Origin of the sequence: Arthrobacter sp. 2MCAF14 (assembly GCF_052115645.1) — a bacterium.
GTDB lineage: Bacteria > Actinomycetota > Actinomycetes > Actinomycetales > Micrococcaceae > Arthrobacter.
The window spans coordinates 81,174-96,304 of the sequence record NZ_JBFRHB010000017.1 but is presented as its reverse complement, the minus strand read 5'-3'; the positions used below and the strand labels follow the sequence as shown (position 1 = coordinate 96,304).

Annotated in this window: 14 protein-coding genes; 5 read left to right on the top strand and 9 right to left on the bottom strand. The window is 64.2% G+C overall.

Going from position 1 to position 15,131, the window contains the following annotated elements; genetic code table 11:
• The 3 genes from AB4074_RS13315 to AB4074_RS13305 form a co-directional block, all read right to left on the bottom strand.
• Positions 1-617: ABC transporter permease (locus tag AB4074_RS13315; RefSeq protein WP_441413800.1), on the bottom strand; the 617-nt coding region annotated here is incomplete at its 3' end.
• Positions 618-681: 64 nt separating this feature from the next.
• Positions 682-1,677 (bottom strand): substrate-binding domain-containing protein, encoded by a 996-nt coding sequence (locus AB4074_RS13310; protein WP_441413799.1) that lies wholly within the window; start codon positions 1,675-1,677, stop codon positions 682-684.
• A 262-nt stretch (positions 1,678-1,939) separates the two neighbouring features.
• On the bottom strand, positions 1,940-2,959 hold the full coding sequence (locus AB4074_RS13305) for a LacI family DNA-binding transcriptional regulator (RefSeq protein ID WP_441413798.1): 1,020 nt from the start codon (positions 2,957-2,959) through the stop codon (positions 1,940-1,942).
• A gap of 157 nt (positions 2,960-3,116) precedes the next feature.
• On the opposite strand from AB4074_RS13305, the gene AB4074_RS13300 reads away from it, so the two are divergent.
• Both AB4074_RS13300 and AB4074_RS13295 read left to right on the top strand, forming a co-directional pair.
• Complete coding sequence (locus tag AB4074_RS13300; protein WP_441413797.1) at positions 3,117-4,295, top strand: Gfo/Idh/MocA family protein; 1,179 nt, start codon at positions 3,117-3,119, stop codon at positions 4,293-4,295.
• Positions 4,292-5,311 carry a sugar phosphate isomerase/epimerase family protein gene (locus AB4074_RS13295; RefSeq protein WP_441413796.1) on the top strand — a complete coding sequence of 340 codons (1,020 nt, stop codon included), beginning with the start codon at positions 4,292-4,294 and terminating at the stop codon, positions 5,309-5,311. The genes AB4074_RS13300 and AB4074_RS13295 overlap by 4 nt, the downstream gene beginning before the upstream one ends.
• A 66-nt stretch (positions 5,312-5,377) precedes the next feature.
• Here AB4074_RS13295 and AB4074_RS13290 read toward each other — a convergent pair whose 3' ends face one another.
• Positions 5,378-5,698: a hypothetical protein gene (locus tag AB4074_RS13290; protein WP_441413795.1), complete on the bottom strand. Its 321-nt coding sequence runs from the start codon at positions 5,696-5,698 to the stop codon at positions 5,378-5,380.
• Between the two features lie 447 nt (positions 5,699-6,145).
• On the opposite strand from AB4074_RS13290, the gene AB4074_RS13285 reads away from it, so the two are divergent.
• From AB4074_RS13285 to AB4074_RS13275, 3 genes are read left to right on the top strand one after another with little or no spacing between them, the layout of a single operon-like run.
• On the top strand, positions 6,146-6,526 hold the full coding sequence (locus tag AB4074_RS13285; protein ID WP_441413794.1) for an ArsR/SmtB family transcription factor: 381 nt from the start codon (positions 6,146-6,148) through the stop codon (positions 6,524-6,526).
• On the top strand, positions 6,523-8,232 hold the full coding sequence (locus AB4074_RS13280; protein WP_441413793.1) for a SulP family inorganic anion transporter: 1,710 nt from the start codon (positions 6,523-6,525) through the stop codon (positions 8,230-8,232). The genes AB4074_RS13285 and AB4074_RS13280 overlap by 4 nt, the downstream gene beginning before the upstream one ends.
• Positions 8,232-8,639 carry a hypothetical protein gene (locus AB4074_RS13275; protein WP_441413792.1) on the top strand — a complete coding sequence of 136 codons (408 nt, stop codon included), beginning with the start codon at positions 8,232-8,234 and terminating at the stop codon, positions 8,637-8,639. Before AB4074_RS13280 ends, AB4074_RS13275 begins: the two co-directional genes overlap by 1 nt.
• Positions 8,640-8,684: 45 nt before the next feature.
• Here the strand turns inward: AB4074_RS13275 and AB4074_RS13270 are convergent, their stop codons facing one another.
• From AB4074_RS13270 to iolD, 5 genes are all read right to left on the bottom strand, one after another.
• A complete protein-coding gene (locus AB4074_RS13270) occupies positions 8,685-9,557 on the bottom strand; it encodes a sugar phosphate isomerase/epimerase family protein (RefSeq protein ID WP_441413791.1) in 873 nt (290 codons plus the stop codon).
• An 8-nt stretch (positions 9,558-9,565) separates the two neighbouring features.
• Positions 9,566-10,579 (bottom strand): Gfo/Idh/MocA family protein, encoded by a 1,014-nt coding sequence (locus AB4074_RS13265; protein WP_441413790.1) that lies wholly within the window; start codon positions 10,577-10,579, stop codon positions 9,566-9,568.
• A 38-nt stretch (positions 10,580-10,617) separates the two neighbouring features.
• Positions 10,618-11,529, bottom strand: coding sequence for a sugar phosphate isomerase/epimerase family protein (locus AB4074_RS13260; protein WP_441413789.1), 912 nt, complete (start codon positions 11,527-11,529; stop codon positions 10,618-10,620).
• A gap of 109 nt (positions 11,530-11,638) precedes the next feature.
• Positions 11,639-13,150 carry a CoA-acylating methylmalonate-semialdehyde dehydrogenase gene (locus AB4074_RS13255; RefSeq protein ID WP_441413788.1) on the bottom strand — a complete coding sequence of 504 codons (1,512 nt, stop codon included), beginning with the start codon at positions 13,148-13,150 and terminating at the stop codon, positions 11,639-11,641.
• A gap of 43 nt (positions 13,151-13,193) precedes the next feature.
• Positions 13,194-15,122, bottom strand: coding sequence for a 3D-(3,5/4)-trihydroxycyclohexane-1,2-dione acylhydrolase (decyclizing) (iolD, locus tag AB4074_RS13250; RefSeq protein ID WP_441413801.1), 1,929 nt, complete (start codon positions 15,120-15,122; stop codon positions 13,194-13,196).
• Positions 15,123-15,131: the final 9 nt, after the last annotated feature.

Here is a 15,131-nt window from a genome sequence, read left to right as displayed (position 1 = left end):
ATGATCCAGAAGAACACCGTGATCTTGACCTCGACCCCGCCGATGCTGATCGAGGAAGCGAACACCGCGTGGGCCGAGTCGAACCCGTCCAGCTTGGAAATCGACGGAGAGGACACGGACCCGCCGATCAGGCGGGTCAGGGCCAGGTTAAGGCCCGTGAGCATCAGGAACGTCGCCAGCGTGACGATGAAGGACGGCAGCTTCGTCTTGACCAGGATCCACCCATTGATGAAACCGATGCCGAGCGAAACGACGAGCGCCAGCACGACGCCGACCCATGCATTCATTGAGAAATACCAGCTGAAGAGGGACGCGGTCAGGGCCGAGGAAATCACGGCCACGCCGGTGGAGAGGTCGAACTCGCCCCCGATCATCAACAGCGACACCCCCACCGCCATGATCCCGATCGTCGAGGAACCATACAGGACGGTCGCGAGCGCGTTCGGCTGCGTGAACGTCTGCGAGACCGAAGCGAAGAAAATGAAGAGGACGACGGCCCCGACGAGGGCGCCGACTTCGGGCCTCCCCAAAAACTTCTGGACCGGGCTCCGACGTCCGATCCGCTCATCGCCGGGGGCCGAAGCCGGCGCCGGCGGCAGGGTTGCTGTGTTTGCCATAGGAAGAACTCCTTGTTGGTCAGGCCGCGCGGCGGTCACCCGCCGCGCGGCCAGAATCCTGGATCTAGCGGACGCCCTGCTGGGCGAATTTGAGGACGTCGGAAGCGTTGGACTTGTCCACGATGGTTGGACCGGTCAGTACAGGCTGGCCACCACCGAGCTTGAATCCTCCGCGTTTGGCCTGCCACAGGGAGTCAACGGACATGTAGCCCTGGAGCCACGGCTGCTGGTCCACAGTGAAGATCACGGCGCCATCCACGATCTTTTGGGCGAGGTCTGCGTTCAGGTCGAAGCTGGCTACCTTTGCGGAGCTGCTGGCGTCCGTGACCGATTTGAGGAGCGTGAGGGTGATCGGTGCGCCGAGGCCGATGATGACATCTGCATCCTTGGCTGCCTGGAGCTTCGCGGTGGCGGTGGATTGGACCGAGGTCATATCCTTGCCGTCGACGTAAAGGATTTCCGTTCCGGGTACTTTCGCCTTAACACCGGCACACCGGGCCTCGAGGCCAACATGGCCTTGCTGCTGGATCACGCAAACCGGGTGCTTGAAGCCTTGCGATGCAAGCCTGGTTCCAACGGCCTCGCCGGCGAGCTTCTCGTTCGAGCCGAAGTGGGTGAACGCCCCGAGTTGTGCCGAGACGCTCTCGCCGGCGTTGAGGCTCACCACCGGGATTCCGGCGTCGGTGGCCTTCTTGAGTACGTCCTTGAGGGCATCCGGCGTGGCAAGGGTTACGGCGATGCCGTCAACCTTCTGGTCGATGGCCTGCTGCACGAGCTGGGCCTGGCGGCCAGCCTCGGGGTCGCTAGTGTAGAGGAGTTCGACGTTGTCCTTCAAGGATGCTTCCTCTGCACCCTTGCGGACGATATCCCAGAACGTATCGCCTGCCGCTGCGTGGGTGATGAGCGCTACTTTCATCCGGGGAGTGCTGACGGCTTGTCCGCCTCCGGCGGCGTTGGCGCTGTCAGCAGGCTTCCCACCTTGGCTGGAACAAGCACTGAGAGCCATCATCGGAACGACGGCCGCAACGAGTGCCGCCTTCCGCCAGGAAAACTTCTTCACGATTAATCTCCTTTGATCGGGGTTGTGGCCCTGCCACTCTGCAGGAGCTCAAAGCCCTCTACACAGATCATGGTGACTGGCCTCACATATGTCAATACTTTGTCCTGACATTAGGATGTTTTTACGTGAAAGCCGCGTTTGATGACGTGGGCCCACGCCGCCAGGGTTCCCTAACCGGGGGCCCCACCGGCGAGGGTCCCCGCCTGAGCTTGCGAAGGCTGGGAGCCTGTGGGGACTTGCGAGGCGAGGGTGGCGATGACGGCTAAGGTGCGGCTCGCGACACCCACGCCGTGGTGTTGCGGACAACCAGGACGGGATCAATCAAGGTGCGCTCGGGCTTGATTGTGGGGTCTTCAATCCTCGCGAGCAGCCTGTGCGCAGCATCAATGCCGACAAGGTCGCTACGGTTGTCGACGGAAGTGATGTCCAGGTACCTCGACTTGGCCAGCGGGGAATTGTCATAACCGATCACCGAAATGTCGCCAGGCACGCGGAGGCCCCGGGCCTTGAGGACGGCAAAGGCGCCCACGGCCATGGTGTCGTTGGCCGCGAAGATCGCGGTCGTGTCGGGATGGTGGTCCAGGAGCCAAGAAGCGGCTGCGTAGCCATCTTCCTCCGAAGTACCCTGGGACTCGGCAATCCGGAGTTCGACGCCGGCCGCCTGGATCTGCCGCCGGAAACCGGCGCGCCGATGGGCTGACGCGCCGTCGGACCCTGAGAGATGGCCGATGCGGGTGTGACCCAGACCCAGCAAATGGCTGGCGGCCATGCCGCCCCCGCCGTCGTCGTCATTGGTGATGAGGTCCGCGCCTCTCGGCATCCCATTGCGCCACCCGGCCACCACCGTGGGCACCCACGTTCGGGTCAGCATGGGCTCGCTCGGTTCAGCGGCGATCACCAGCGCGTCAATGTGCATGGCGAGGAGTCCGTCCGCGGCTTCTTTGATCCGATTCTCGCCGGGCCGGGAGTCTGCCAGCATGACGTGGTAGCCGAGATCGGAGAGGACGGACTCCATGCCCCTGAGCAGGTCCACGAACCAGAGGTTGCGGTAGTCGTCGATCACCAGGCCGATGCTCTTGGTCCGATTGCTCGCCAGGGTGGTCGCGGCCCGGCTGGGCCGGTACCCTAACTCCGAGATTGCAGCCTGGACGGCCTCGCGACGCTTGTCGCTGACCCTCTCCGGCGTCTGGAGCACTAAAGACACCAACGACGGCGAGACGCCGGCTAGCTTGGCAACGTCATAGATGGTCGGGCGGCGGGTTTTTGGACTGGTGGCACTCATGGTTCGGAAACCTTTCTCCTCTGCTGCCAAGGGTATTCGCAAGACATTGACAGGACATACTCACATGATTAGGCTTTGAGTCCAGTGCTAAATTGTAGCGCTCCAAAATGCCAAAAGGGGTGTTCGGCACCCAGGCTGAATTTCGAAGGAGAAATCAATGGCTGAGAGCCTAGGGGTCGCCGTCATCGGCGCAGGAATGGCCGGCAAGGCACACGCGGCGGCCTACCGCACCGCGTCGGCCCTTTACAGCCCGGTGCTTCCGCCGGTGCGCCTCGTGTCGATCGGCGATGTGAACGCAGAGTTCGGGTCCCTCGCCGCCCGACGTTTTGGCTACGAACGCAATGACACCTCATGGCAGGCGATCGCGGAAGCCGACGACATCGACGTCGTAAGTGTCGTCATCGCGAATTCCCTCCACCGCGAGGTGGTCGAGGGACTCCTGGCCGCAGGCAAGCACGTCCTCTGCGAGAAGCCGCTGAGTGACTCGATCGAGGATGCCCGCGCCATGGCCGAGGCCGCCCGCAACGCTTCCAGCATCGCGCGCATCGGCTTTACGTTCCGCCGCACGCCCGGCATTGCCTACATCCGCGATTTGATCCGCACCGGCGTCCTCGGCAAGGTGCTGCACTTCAGCGGCCGCTACTGGACCGACTACGGCTTCAGCCCGTCGGCTCCCATGAGCTGGCGCTACAAGGGCGGCCCCGGTTCCGGAGCGCTGGCCGACGTCGGAAGCCACTTGGCCTACGTCTCCGAGTTCCTGTGCGGCGACATCAAGTCCATCAGCGGCGGGCGCCTGAGCACCGTCATCGACAAGCGCCCCTTGCCGCTCGCCGCCGTCATGGGCCACGACCACGCCGCCGTGAGCGACACCTTCGAGGCCGTGGAGAACGACGACTACGCCGCCTTCAACGCTGAGTTCGAAACCGGCGCTGGCAGCTTCGAAGTCTCCCGCGTTGCCGCCGGCCACGCCAACAGCCTCAACTTCGAAGTGTTCTGCGAGAACGGAGCGGCCAAGTTCGACCAGCGTCGCCCCTCCGAAATCCAGCTGTTCCTTAACGATGGCTCCGGCAACGAGAACGGCTACCGCCAGGTCATCCTCGGCCCGGGCCACCCCTACATCGCCGGCGGCCTCGCCATGGACGCCCCCGAGGTTGGCTTCGGCCAGAACGACGCCTTCGGCTACCAGACCCGCGCGTTCCTCGAAGAGGTTGCCGGTTTGCCGGAATCCGAGTCCCTTCCGCGCTGCGCCACGTTCGACGAAGGCGTGCGCAACATGGAACTGCTCGGCGCTGTCACGGAATCCGCACTCAACAACGGAAAGACGATCACGCTATGAAACTCGGCGTCTACAACGCGATCCTGCACGACAGGCCGCTTCCCGAAGCCCTCAAGGTCATTGCTGATCTGGGCCTCACGGGAATCGAGGTCAACACGGGCGGGTTTCTGCCCGCGGTCCACGTCCCCACCTTCGACGACATTCTTGTGTCGGATGCCGCCCGCGACGACTACCTCGCGATCTTCGAGGGGACCGGCGTCGCGATCGCAGGACTCAACTGCAACGGCAACCCCTTGCACCCGAAGCGCGAGATCGGCGAGAAGCATGCCGAGGACATTCGCCGCTCCATACGGCTTGCGGAGCGCCTCGGACAGAACCGGGTAGTGACTATGTCCGGCCTGCCCGGCGGTGAGCCCGGCGCGACCGTGACGAACTGGATCGTCAACGCCTGGAATTCGGCGGCTTTGGAGGTGTTGGATTACCAGTGGGGCGTCGCGGCGAAGTTCTGGCGCGAGACCGATCGCCTGGCCGCTGACCATGGCGTCAAGGTGGCCCTCGAGCTGCACCCGCAGAACATCGTGTTCAACACTGCCGACGTCCGCAAGCTCATCGAGCTCACAGGAGCCACCCATGTGGGCGTTGAACTGGATGCTTCGCACCTGTTCTGGCAGCAGATGGATCCGGTAGCAGTGGTCCGCGAACTCGGCCCGCTGGTTTTTCAGGCAGCCGCGAAAGACGTCCGCGTCAATACCGAGAATGCCGCCCTCTACGGGGTCCTCGACAACAGCTTCCGTCGCCTCTCACCGGACGAAAGCCGCACGAACCTCGGCGGCGACGAGTGGGCCAACGAATGGCCCAAGAACTCCGCGTGGGACTTCGTTGCCCTCGGCCGCGGGCATGACACCGCCTACTGGACCGAGTTCCTGCGTGCCCTGCATGAAGCGGACCCGAACATGCTGGTCAACATCGAGCACGAAGACACTTCGCTCGGCCGGATCGAAGGGCTCGAAGTGGCCGCCAAGGTCCTGCGGGACGCCGACGCAGCGCTCACGGCGTCGCTGAACGTGACGGCATAGGAACTAGTCGCGACACCACGGAAATTGTGTGGGAGGGTCGGGTTTCCCCGCCCTCCCACTCAATTTTCACACCGGGCGGTCGATTTCCACGAGAGTCAGTGCGCCGATGACCATCATTGCCATTCCAATCCCCCCAGAACCTACAAAGGTGAATTCCTTTGCGCGGGTACCTGGCTTCAGAAAGGTGCTCACTGAAAGCCCGAGCACCAAGACGCCAGCGCCTGCTACGGTCATGCTCGCTGAGAATATTCGAACCGGGTAGCTGTCTGTCCACAGCGCAGGCAGCGCAATCGCGATCACAATAATGAGCATGCCCAGCAATGCTGTAAGCGCCATGATGGGACGGCGCCGTAGCTCACTGATGGAGAAACCGTTCTGTTCGACCATGTGCGGGCATCTCCTGGAGTTTCTTCATCGTTCGGATTATTTGCCCTTGGGGGCCACCTACCCGTGGTCGCTGCACGTAACGGTTACGCATATGCTGCAGGCATCATTAGCGGAATTCGCGGCGGTGGCAACAACTGCCAAGGCGCGCCTGCGACCGAAACACGGAAGTGCAGCGCAACGGTCATCACCGCTCCAGTCCAGGCATTCTTCAACGCCAATCCCAACTATGGAATATTGACCAACGGGTAGCATCGCTTCTCAGGGCGCTGAAGGCGACGACCCAGGAACCTGCAACAAGCCAGCGTAACGAGAGGGCCTCATCCGAGAAGTCGGATGGGGCCCTTCGCGCTGGCCCGTAAGGCTTTCCGTTCCCGCCCTTGTTACACTGGATGATGAATCCATAAAATAATCAAGCAAAGGCTTGTGGTGACGGGCAAGGAGGCAGTCATGGAAGAGTTCGCGGATTTCCGGGCACCGCTGTACGAGGTGAAGGCCAATCTGTTCAAGGGGCTGGCTCACCCGGTCAGGATCCGGGTTCTGGAGCTACTGTCGGCGGCGCCCGAAGTGTCAGTGACAGAGCTTCTGGCCGCAACAGGCCTGGAGGCTTCGCACCTGTCTCAGCATCTGTCGGTGCTGCGCCGATATCAGCTCGTCAAGGGAGAACGACGGGCGCTGCAGATGTTCTACACCTTGGCGTACCCTCAGGTCGCCGAACTCCTCTCCGTGGCGAGACTGCTGCTCAACGACATGCTGCACACCACCCGGGCGCAGCTTGAGTCCTCAGAAGCGACTGCACCCGCGTCAGCCGCAGCGGCCAGCACCCCGTGAAGGTCCTGGTCGCGGCCCGGGCTTTCCTGCCCGTGCGGCAGGATTACGCGCTGTTGCCGCGTACCTGGAAAGGAGACCTGGTTGCCGGGGTCACCGTCGGCATCGTCGCGCTGCCGCTGGCTTTGGCGTTCGGTGTCAGCTCCGGCGCGGGTGCGGCCAGCGGACTGATCACCGCTGTGATCGCTGGCGTGATCGCGGCCGTCTTCGGTGGTTCCAATATCCAGGTCTCCGGACCCACCGGCGCCATGGTCGTGGTTCTGGGCCCGGTCATCGCTGCCCACGGGATCGGTGCACTGGCCGCAGTCTCGGTCCTTGCCGGGGTGATAGTGGTGGCCGCCGGGCTACTCAAACTCGGGCGGGTCGTGGCTCTCCTGCCCTGGCCTGTGATCGAGGGCTTCACCGTCGGAATCGCGGTAATCATTTTCCTGCAGCAGGTCCCTGCCGCGTTCGGCGGCAAGCCCGGGCCTAGCAGCAACGCCGTCATCTCGGCGATCCAGGCCATCGGCACTGTGTCCCCAGCCTCGGTTCTTGCCCCGGTTGCCGTGGTAGCTCTGGTCGCGGTGATCATGGTTGCCTCACCGCGGATCCATCCCCGGATCCCGGGCTCGCTCATCGCGATCATCATCGCCACTGTGGCCGCGCAGTTCCTCGATCTGCCCGTGACCCGGATCGGTGCCCTGCCCGACTCCCTGCCGGCCCCGATGATGCCTTCGCTGGACCTGGCGACGATCACCGCACTGGCCGGGTCCGCGGCCACGATCGCGGCCCTGGCCGCGATCGAGTCCTTGCTCTCGGCACGGGTCGGGGCGTCGATCTCCGATACCGGCCCCTACGACGCGGACCGTGAGCTCCTGGGCCAGGGCCTGGCGTCCGTCGCGTCCGGATTCTTCGGCGGCATGCCGGCCACTGGTGCCATCGCCCGCACCGCGGTGAACATTCGCTCCGGCGGCCGGACACGCCTCGCCGCCATCACCCATGCGCTGGTCCTGCTGGCCGTGGTGTACCTGGCCACAGGCCCGGTTTCCCGCATCCCCCTTGCCGCGCTGGCCGGGGTGCTGATGGTCACCGCGACACGCATGGTCTCCCTCAAGACGCTGCGCAGCGTGATCGGATCAACCCGCGCCGACACGGTCGTGTTCTTCGTCACCGCGCTGATCACCGTGTCCTTCGACCTGATCGAAGCGGTGGAAATCGGGATCGCGGTCGCCGCCTTCTTCGCCCTGCGTGCCTTGGTCCGGTCCAGCGGGGTGCACCGGGAGGAAATCCCGGGCCCGGTCCACGAAGGCGACGAGCACATCGCCGTGTTCCGGCTCGACGGGGCATTGTTCTTCGCCGCCGCCGAGCGCGTCCTGGAGCGGGTCAGCGCCATCCGGAACGTCGACGTCGTGATCATCCGCATGTCACAACTGCAGATCCTGGACGCAACCGGGGCCAGAACAATCACCGACATCGTCCAGGCTCTGGAACGCCGCGGAATCACTGTGCTGATCAAGGGGATCCAGGAGCGCCACCTTCGGCTCGTCACCCAGGTGGGAGTCCTGGACTCCCTTCGCCACCACAAACACCTCTTCACCGAACTAGGCCCCGCCGTGGACCACGCCCGAAGCCACGTCGCCCGCGCCGCCAGCGCACGCAACCCCGGCAAGAACCAGCAACCGGTCCAGCCACAGGCGACCCTACAGACGCCAACCTTGAAAGAAGACTAATGCCTTCCTTGAACGAAACCAGCGCCCGTATCCGGGCCGCCCACCTGCTCGTACGGTCCACCGAAGAGTGGGACAGCCTCTCCGAAGATTTGCTTCGGAGCTACGATCTCAATGACAACGACAAGATCGAAATGCTCTGCGAATCCTTCGTTGCCGCTTGGAGGTCGGTCGTCCGCAACCTCCTCACCGACACGCTGAACGCCATCGACATCACTGTCACACCGGCCGTTCGCCCTTGGGGCATCGCCACCCTGGAAACCGCCGGTCGCAGCTGCGAACCGCTGCTGTGCTCCCCGGAAGAACTCCCCGCATTTCACAAGACCACCGTTCATGGCAGGCCGCGACTGCTTAGTTTCGAGGAAGTCATGGCCGGATACAACACCTGCCTGGCATCCCTGCTTCGGTAGCTGGGGCGATCTTGAGAGATCGCCGCCTCCCTTTGTTGTCTGCCCTTACTGGACCTTGGCGATGTACTTGCCCATGGTTTCCAGCTGGTAGCGGGAGACCTCGTTGGCGTTGTCGTCCTCGGCGAAGACGCTGGACACCATGACGGTGTTGTCCTTGTCCAGGAAGCCGATTTCCTTGAGTCCACCGAAGAACTCGTCCCAGTTGACGTCGCCGTCGCCGATCTTGAGGTGCTGGTGCACGCGTACGGCGTTTCCGGGCGGGTTGGTGATGTAGCGCAGCCCGTGGGAGGCGTGGTGGTCCATGGTGTCGGACACGTGGACCAGGCGCAGCTTGTCCCCCGCGGCCCGCATGATGTCGAGCGGCTTGTTGCCCATGTGGAACGTGTGGGAGGCAACGTAGACCATGCCGATGTTGGGCGAGTTCACGCCCCGGATGACGCGCAGGGCGGCGAGTCCGTCCTCCACGAAGTCGTCCGGGTGCGGGTCGATGAGGACGTCCAGGCCTTCGCGCTCAATGATCGGAAGCAGCTCTTCCATGGAGCGGTAGAACGCCCTTTCGGACTCCTCTGCCTTTTCCGGGCGGCCGCTGAATTCGGTGTTCATGGTCTGCACGCCAAGATCAACGGTGATCCGGATGGCACGCTTCCAGTAACGGACCGCGGCCTCGCGGGCGTCTTCGTCCGGTCCGGACCAGCGCAGAACGGGAAGCACCGAGGCGATCTCGACGTCGGCGTCCTTGCAGGCCTTCTTCAACTGGCCCACCAGTTCGTCGTGGGCCTTTGGGTGGTTGAAGAACGGGATAAAGTCAGCGTGCGGGGTCAGCTGGAGGTATTTGTAGCCGAGATCGGCGGCCAGTCGCGGAAACTCCAGCAGGCTGTGGCTGTGGTGGAACGGTGTGGGGTCGAGGGCAATCTTCATGGTCATTCCTACTTGTACAGCTCAGGCTTGGTGTTGAGCTGTACCGCGACCTTTTCGCCCGACTTCTGGGCTTCGACGCCCGCTTCGCAGCAAGCTGCGGTGGCGTAGCCGTCCCAGGCGGTGGGGCCGCCGATTTCGCCGCGGCGGGCGCCGTCGACCCAGGCCTGGACCTCGACGTCGTACGCGGCACCGAAGCGCTCTTCGAAACCTGGAGTGACCTTGCCGCCCCAGCGGCCGGCGCTGCGGACGTAAGGTCCGCCGTCGCCGCCGATGCTCACGATGCCGTCCTCGAAGGACGCCTGGGTGGCCACTTCGTAGCCGAACTTGGCGTTCACGTAGATTTCGACGTCGGCCAGGACACCGGACTCGGTCTCGATCAGGACGTGCTGCGGGTCGTGCTGGCCGTTCGGGGCGTTACGCGTCGCCTTGCCCAGGCGGACCTGCACGGAGGTGATTTCCTCGCCGGTGAAGAAGCGGATGGCATCGAATTCGTGGACCACGGAGTCGTTGATGAGCATCTCGTTGGTGAATCCCTGGGGCGTGTCCGGGTTGCGGTGCTGGTGGTGCAGCATGAGGAGCTCGCCGAGTTCACGATCGCGGATCACGGAACCCAGGGCGGCGTATTCGGCGTCGAAGCGGCGCATGAAGCCCACCTGGATCCGCTTGTGGCCGAGCGCCGTTTCGGCTTGCACAACCTTCCAGGCACTCTCGGCATCAGGGGTCAGCGGCTTTTCGCAGAGGATGGGGAAGTCCTTCTCCAGTGCCCTGTACAGGATTTCCTCATGCAGGAATCCCGGGGTCGCGATCAGTACGGCGTTGACGTCGCCGTTGTTGAGGGCCTCTTCGGCGCTGGCGAGGGCGACGGCGCCGTCGATCCCTGCGATGGCGGCCTGCGCCCGGGCGAGGTCGACGTCGACGACGGCGGCCACTTCGGCGCCGTGGATGCGGGTGCTGAGCCGCTTGATGTGGTCGGCGCCCATGCGGCCTGCGCCGATGACGGCCACGCGGAGAATGTCAGTCATTGTTTCTGTCCTTAGTTGTCTGTGCTTGAGAGGCAGCGTTAGTTGACAGTCGTGCGGGAGCCGCACGAGAGCAGGTAGTTGCGGGTACGCTTGGCGATGGGCATCGGGACGTCGAAGGCCACGGGGTACATATCCTGTTCCACAATGCCAAAGATCGGGCGGTTAAGTCCTTCAACGGCTTCGATGACTGCCCGAAGATCCGGCAGTCCGTTCGGCGGTTCGGTCATGACACCGGCCAGGTTGGCAGCGGCCCAGGTCAAGTTTTCCTCGTTGACCTTCTTCAAGACTTCCGGGTTGATCTGCTTCAGGTGCAGGTAGCCGATCCGGTCCGGGTAGTTTTTGATCAGTTCCAGGCTGGACGCTCCGCAGTATTCCGCGTGCCCGGTGTCCAGGCACAGATTCAGGTACTGGGGATCGGTAGACGCCAGAAGCGTTTCGATATCGGCCTGGGCGCCTACGTGGGAATCTGCGTGGGAGTGGAATTGCTGCTTGAGCCCGAAGTCTTCCAGCAGCACTTTGCCCATGCGGTTGTGGCCGGCGAACAGATCGCTCCAGGCTTTCTCGGTGAGTTCCCCGCTTTCCACAGCCTCACCCGTGACGTCGTCGCGCCACATGGCCGGGATGACCACGATGTGCTCGCCACCCATGGCAGCCGTCAGTTCGGCAACCTTGCGTGCCGGCTCCCAGGCTTCCTCGTACTGTGCGGCGCCGCGGTGGAAGGCCGTGAAGACCGTACCCGCGGTGACTTTGAGGTCGCGCTGCTTGAGTTCCTCGGCGAGGCGGGTGGGGTCGTTCGGCAAGTAGCCGTAGGGGCCTAGTTCGATCCACTTGTAGCCAGACTCGGCCACTTCGTCCAGGAATCGCTCCCAAGGGGTCTGCTGAGGGTCATCCGCGAACCAGACGCCCCAGGAGTCCGGGGCCGTGCCGATGATGAGTTTGTTCTCTGTCATTGCTCAATCCTTGTTCAAACGGCGCTCGGCCGGCCCAACTGACTCGCATTTGTTGTCGTTATGAGGGCTCATAACGACAACAAATGCTAGTTAGTTGGGTGGAAGGGGACTAGTTGGAGGGGAAGTTGTAGGAAGCGCCGGAGGCGTGGGTGGGTTCGGGCCAGCGGGAGGTGACCACCTTGCCGCGGGTGTAGAAGGACACGCCTTCGGGTCCGTAGATGTGCTTGTCGCCGAAGAGCGAGGCTTTCCAGCCGCCGAAGGAGTGGTAGGCCACCGGTACCGGCAGGGGCACGTTGATGCCCACCATGCCCACGGTGACGGAGCGCTGGAACTTCCGGGCGTTGGCGCCGGAGGAGGTGAAGATCGCGGTGCCGTTGCCGTACGGGTTGGAGTTGATGAGCTTGATGCCCGCGTCCAGGTCCTCGACGCGGACGACGACGAGGACGGGTCCGAAGATTTCCTCGGTGTAGGCGGTCATTTCGGTCTTGACGTGGTCGATCACGGTGGGGCCGACCCAGAAGCCTTCTTCGTGGCCGGGGACCACGAGGTCGCGGCCGTCCACGACCATCGCCGCTCCCGCGGCTTCGGCTTCGGTGACGATCCGCACGATGCGTTCCTTGGAGGCCGGGGTGATGACCGGTCCCATTTCGGCGTCGGGCTCGGTGCCGTTCTTGACCTTCACGGCCAGGGCGCGCTCCTCGACCTTCTTCACCAGCAGCTCGGCGGCATCGCCGACGGCGACCGCGACCGAGATGGCCATGCACCGCTCGCCCGCGGAACCGAACGCGGCGGCCGCCAGATGGTCGGCGGCGTTGTCCAAGTCGGCGTCGGGCATGATGATCGCGTGGTTCTTCGCGCCGCCCAGGGCCTGGACCCGCTTGCCGTGCTTGGTGGCGGTTTCGTGGACGTACTTCGCGATCGGAGTGGAGCCGACGAAGGAGATGCCGTCCACATCCGGGTGGGTCAGGAGCCCGTCGACGGTTTCCTTGTCACCGTGCAGGACCTGGAAGACGCCGTCGGGCAGGCCGGCCTGCTTCCACAGCTTCGCGAGGAGCATCGAGGCGGAGGGGTCCCGTTCGGAGGGCTTGAGGATGAACGCGTTGCCCGTGGCGATCGCCATCGGCGCCATCCACAGCGGAACCATGACGGGGAAGTTGAACGGGGTGATGCCGGCGACGACGCCGAGCGGCTCGCGGAAGGAGAACACGTCGATGCCGGTGGAGACCTGGTCCGAGTAGTCGCCCTTGAGCAGCTGCGGGATGCCGCAGGCGAACTCGATCACTTCCAGGCCGCGGCCGATCTCGCCCTTGGCATCGGAGATGACCTTGCCGTGCTCGGCCGTGATCAGGGCCGCGAGTTCGTCCACGTGTGAGGCGACCAGTTCGCGGAACTTGAACAGCACCGCGGTGCGCTTGGCCAGGGAGAAATCGCCCCACTTTTCCGCAGCAGCCTTCGCCGCGGCGACCGTGGCGTCAAGATCGGCCCGGTTCGCGAGGCGCAACGTTGCGGAGACTGCGCCGGTGGCCGGGTTGTAGACCGGCTGGCTGCGATCGCCGGCGCCTGCGGTTTCTACACCGTTGATGAAATGTTGGATGGTGGTCAGGGTGGTCGTCGTCGACATGTGCGGACTTCCTTGTCTGTGGCTTGAAGCGAGCTTGAGGGGGTTAGCCGAGCAGCTTGCGCTGGCGGTTCTTGTGGTCTGTATACGTCTGGTAGGCCTGTTGGGTGGATTCGAGTTCGGAGACCTGGGAGACGGGGACGTCCCACCAGGATTCGGAGCTCGGGGCGTCCAGCAGGGGGTCCGATTCGACGTGGATGACGATCGGTCCGGTCTCTTCCGGGGCGGCTTTCGCGTCGCGGATGGCCTGTTCCAGTTCGGCGATGACTTTCTCGCCCGGTTCGATCCGGATCACCTTCGCGCCGAGGGATTCGGCGTTCGTGGCCAAGTCAATGGGCAGGTTCTCGCCGGCGTCGAAGGAGTGCCGTTCCTTGTCCAGGACCCGGTACTGGGTGCCGAAGCGCTGCGAGCCCAGCGACTCGGAGAGCGAGCCGATCGAGGCGTAGCCGTGGTTCTGGATGAGGACGACGATCAGTTTGATGCGTTCGGCGACCGCGGTAACCAGTTCGGTGTGCATCATCAGGTAGGAGCCGTCCCCCACCATGACGACCACGTCCCGGTCCTTGCCGCCCGCAGAGGCCTCGGCCAACGCGGCACGCTTGACACCCAGGCCGCCGGGGATCTCGTAGCCCATGCACGAGTAGGCATATTCGACGTGGTAGCCGAACGGATCCCGGACACGCCACATCTTGTGCAGGTCACCCGGCAAGGATCCGGCGGCGCAGATGACAACGTCCTGCTCATCCATGGCCCGGTTGGTGGCGCCGATGATCTCGTTCTGCGCCGGGAGCGGCGTGTGCCTGGTGTCGAAGGCTTCGTCCACGATGCCGTCCCAGCGTTTCTTCTCCGCCGCGATCTTCTGCTCAAGGTCCGCGCCGACACGGTAGCCGCCGAGCGCCTGGTTCAGCTTGACCAGGGCCTTGCGGGCATCGGCGACGATCGGCAGCACGGTGCCGTGCTTGTACGCGTCGATCGCGGCCACGTTGATGTTGACGAACTTCACGTCGGGGTTTTGGAACGCAGTGCGCGACGCCGTCGTGAAGTCCTCGTAACGGGTACCGATGCCGATGATCAAGTCAGCCTCGGCCGCGATGGCGTTCGCCGCCGTCGTGCCCGTGGAGCCGATGGCTCCGAGCGAGAACTTGTGGTCCCACGGAAGGACGCCCACGCCGGCCTGGGTGTTACCCACCGGGATGCCGGTAAGCTCGGCGAACTTGGCGAGTTCCTCGTTGGCGAAGGCGTAGAGGACGCCGCCGCCGGCGATGATCAAAGGCCGTTTCGCGGCGCGGATGGCCTCGGCGGCGCGGCGGATCTCGTCGTCGTCGGCTTCGGGGCGGCGAATCCGCCATTCGCGCTCGGCCAGGAATTCTTCCGGGACATCCAAGGCTTCTGCCTGGACGTCCTGCGGCAGCGAAATGGTGACCGCGCCGGTCTCGGCCGGGTCCGTCAGGACGCGCAGGCCGTGGTGGAACGCCGAGAACAACTGCTCCGGGCGGGAGACCCGGTCGAAGAACTTGGACAGCGGACGGAAGGCGTCGTTGACCGTGATGTCGTAGGCGTAGGGCAGCTCGAGCTGCTGCAGCACGGGATCCGCGGCCCGGGTGGCGAACGTGTCGCTGGGCAGGAGCAGGACCGGCAGCCGGTTGGTGGTGGCCAGCGCGGCGCCGGTCAGCAAGTTCGAGGAACCCGGGCCGATCGAGGTGCTGATTGCGAAGGTCTGGCGGCGGCGGGTGTGCCGGGCGTAGCCGACAGCCTGGTGCGCCTGGGCCTGCTCGTTGCGGCCCTGGTAGTACGGCATGATGCTCGGGTCGAGATGCTGGTACTGCTTGAGGGCCTGGCCGACGCCGGCGACGTTGCCGTGTCCGAAGATCCCGAAGGTGCCGGGGATCAGTCGCTCCCGGTACTCGCTCCCGCCGACTGTGTCCACCGTGTACTGCTTGGACAGGAACACGACAACCGCCTGGGCGACCGTCATTCTGCGCGT